At 73.8% G+C, this 3161-nt stretch carries 1 protein-coding gene; it reads left to right on the top strand.

All coding sequences use genetic code 11. The annotated features are described in order from the left end of the window. Positions 1-3161: non-ribosomal peptide synthetase (locus tag GT045_RS23745; RefSeq protein ID WP_161335371.1), on the top strand; the 3161-nt coding region annotated here is incomplete at both ends.

Below are 3161 nucleotides of genomic sequence, written 5' to 3'. Positions count from 1 at the left end.
TGGAGGGCCCGTCGGCGACGTACAACATCCCGCTGGCGCTGCGGCTCACCGGGTCCGTGGACACCGAGGCGCTGCGGCTCGCGCTGACCGACACCGTCGTACGCCACGAGAGCCTGCGGACGCTGTTCTCGGCGGCGGACGGGGAGGCCGGGCAGGTGGTGCTGCCGGCCGAGGAGATCCGCCTGGACCTGCCGGTCACCCCGGCCGAGGAGCACACCCTGGACGCGCTGCTCGGCGCGGAGGCGGCCCGCACCTTCGACCTGGCCGGCGAACTGCCCTTGCGGGCGGCCCTGTTCCGTACCGGCGCGCAGGACCACGTCCTCCTCGTCGTCATGCACCACATCGTGTCCGACGGCTGGTCCACCGCCCCCTTCCTGCGCGATGTGGCGACCGCCTACACCGCACGTGCCGCGGGCCGGGCGCCCGAGTGGGAGCGGCTCCCGGTCCAGTACGCCGACTACACCCTCTGGCAGGAGGAGCTGCTCGCGGCGGACGGGGAGCGGCAGGCCGAGTTCTGGCGGCACACGCTGGGCGAACTGCCCGTGGAGGCCACCCTCCCGACCGACCGGCCGCGTCCGGCGGCCGCGAGCTTCCGGGGCCGTACCCACGGTGTGCAGTGCCCGCCCGCGCTGCACGAGGCGCTGACCCGGCTGGCCCGCGAGACCGGGACGACCCTGTTCATGGTGGCGCAGGCCGCGGTGGCGACCGCGCTGGCCCGCTCCGGCGCCGGTACGGACATCCCGATCGGCGCGCCGATCGCCGGCCGCACCGACCAGCGCCTGGACGACCTGGTGGGCTTCTTCGTCAACAGCCTGGTGCTGCGCACCGATGTCGGCGGGGACCCGTCCTTCCGGGAACTGCTCGACCGGGTCCGGGAGACCGACCTGGCCGCCTGGGCCCACCAGGACCTGCCCTTCGACCGGCTCGTCGAGATCCTCAACCCCGAGCGCAGCGCCGCCCGCCACCCGCTCTTCCAGGTGGCCCTCACCCTCCAGGACGCGGCCAGGCCGGCCCTCGAACTGCCGGGTGTGCACACCGAGTCGTGGTTCACGCCGCTGGAGATCGCCAAGTTCGACCTGACCTTCTCCTTCCACGAGCACCGCACGGCCGACGGCCGCCCCGGCGGCCTGGACCTGTCCGTGGAGTACGCGACGGACCTGTACGACGCCCGGACCGTGGAAGGGCTCGCGGACCGACTGGTACGGCTGCTGGAAGCGGTCGTCGCCGATCCGGAACTACCGGTCGGGGAGCTGGAGTTCACCGGCCCCGAGGAGCGGGAGCGGCTGCTGGCGCTGGGCGCGGGGCCGGTCACCGACGGCGCCCTGCTGGACGCCGGTCTCGCGGAGCTGTTCGCCGCGCAGGCGGCCCGGACGCCGGACGCGGTCGCCGTGGCGTCCGAGGAGCGCTCCCTCACCTACGCCGAACTCGACGCGGAGTCCGACCGGTTCGCGCAGCGGATCACCGGCCTCGGGGTCGGCCCCGAGTCCGTCGTCGCCCTGATGATGGAGCGCTCGGCCGATCTTCTGATCGCCATGCTCGCGGTCGTGAAGGCGGGCGGCGCCTACGCGCCCCTCAACCCGGCGGACCCGGACACCCGCCACACCCAGATCCTCGACGAACTCGACGCGCCGGTCCTGATCACCGACCGGGCGCTGGCCGACCATCCGCTGGTCGCCAGGGCGCAGGCCCGGGACCTCGTCATCGACCGCAAGGAGCTGGACGGCCGCCCCGCGACGCGGTCCACCGCCGCCACCCACCCCGACCAGTGGCTGTACGTCATGTTCACCTCGGGCTCGACCGGCGTACCGAAGGGTGTCGCCGTCACCCACCGCAACGTCGCCGACCTGGCCCGCCAGCGGATGTACGCGGGCGGCGACCACAGCCGGGTCCTCTTCCACTCCCCGCACACCTTCGACGCCTCCACCTACGAGATCTGGGTGCCGTGGCTGACCGGCGGCACGGTCGTCGTGGCACCCCGGGGCCACCTGGAGACCGGCACGCTGGGCGAGCTGCTCGCCCGGTACTCGATCACGAGTCTGTGGCTGACGGCCGGACTGTTCCGGGTGATGGCCGAGGAGGTGCCGGAGGCCTTCGCCGGCGTCCGGGAGGTGTGGGCGGGCGGTGACGTCGTCTCACCGGAGGCGGTGCGGCGGATCCAGGAGCACTGCCCGGACACCACCGTCGTCAACGGCTACGGCCCGACCGAGACCACCACCTTCGCCGCCACCCACCGCATCCGCCGGCCCTGCGACCAGCCCGGCACGATCCCGATCGGCGAGGCACTCGACAACCACCGCCTCTACGTCCTCGACCCCGCGCTCCGGCTCGTCCCGGCCGGCGCGCCCGGCGAGCTGTACATCGCCGGGTCCGGTCTGGCGCGCGGCTACGTGGGCCGTCCGTCGCTCACCGCCGAGCGGTTCGTCGCCGACCCGTACGGCGGGCCGGGCGCCCGGATGTACCGCACCGGTGACCTGGTGCGGTGGAACCACGAGGGCTCACTGGAGTACCTCGGCCGGGCCGACCAGCAGGTCAAGCTGCGCGGCTTCCGCATCGAACTCGGCGAGATCGAGACCGCGCTGGCCGCCCACCCGGCGGTCGTCCAGGCCACGGTGATCGTCCGCGAGGACCGGCCCGGCGACAAGCGGCTCGTCGCCTACCTGGTGAGCGCCGGGGACGGGGTGGACCTGGGCGACCTGCGCCGGCACACCACCGCGGCGCTCCCCGAGTACATGGTCCCGTCGGCGTTCGTGCTCCTCGACGCGATTCCGCTCACCGCCAACGGCAAGATCGACCGGCGGGCGCTGCCCGCCCCGCAGGTCATCCACGACGTCGCCGGACGCGCCCCGCGCAATCCGCAGGAAGAGGTCCTGTGCGGCCTGTTCGCCGCGGTCCTGGGACTGCCGTCGGCCACCATCGACGACCACTTCTTCCACCGCGGCGGCCACTCGCTGCTCGCCACCCGGCTCATCAGCCGGATCCGCCAGGCCTTCGGCGTGCAGCTCGGCGTCAAGGACCTGTTCCGGTACCCGACCGTGGTCGCACTGTCCGAGCGGGTCACCGAGGGGAGCGGGGAGCTGCCGCGGGCCGCGCTGACCCGGCAGGAGCGCCCGGACCGGCTGCCGCTGTCCTCGGCCCAGCAGCGGCTGTGGTTCCTGGACCAG

Source organism: Streptomyces sp. SID486 (assembly GCF_009865385.1).
Lineage (GTDB): Bacteria > Actinomycetota > Actinomycetes > Streptomycetales > Streptomycetaceae > Streptomyces.
This window is presented reverse-complemented; position numbering and strand designations above follow the sequence as displayed.